Source organism: Xenorhabdus sp. Sc-CR9 (genome assembly GCF_963897815.1).
In the GTDB taxonomy this organism is placed as follows: domain Bacteria; phylum Pseudomonadota; class Gammaproteobacteria; order Enterobacterales; family Enterobacteriaceae; genus Xenorhabdus.
The window spans coordinates 1-267 of the sequence record NZ_CAWQTY010000137.1; the positions used below are offsets into that span (position 1 = coordinate 1).

Here is a 267-nt window from a genome sequence, read left to right on the forward strand (position 1 = left end):
CTGGCTAGAAAAGTGTCGGCGGCTGTGGAAAAACTGTGAGGGGGATTTGAATACCAGCCTTCAGTTAGTCAACTTAGCATTCCTTGCTTTGCTCTTGCGCAGGAAAGATACTGAATAGATACTAAGAGCGTATTCTTGCTGCCCGTGCTGTACTGGCGTGGTACCAGACCGGTTGAAGCAGCAAAATCCCGGCTACAGCCATACTGCTTACCATCGCCCAGCTGCGATGATAAGACGCTGGCAGTTATCGGACCCACGCCCGGTATT

General features: G+C 51.3%; 2 pseudogenes. One reads left to right on the forward strand and one right to left on the reverse strand.

Annotation, left to right across the window (positions count from 1 at the left end):
- Positions 1-118: pseudogene (locus AACQ81_RS06500) on the forward strand (IS5/IS1182 family transposase); the annotation flags it as partial.
- A gap of 4 nt (positions 119-122) precedes the next feature.
- Here the strand turns inward: AACQ81_RS06500 and AACQ81_RS06505 are convergent.
- Positions 123-267: pseudogene (locus AACQ81_RS06505) on the reverse strand (transposase); the annotation flags it as partial.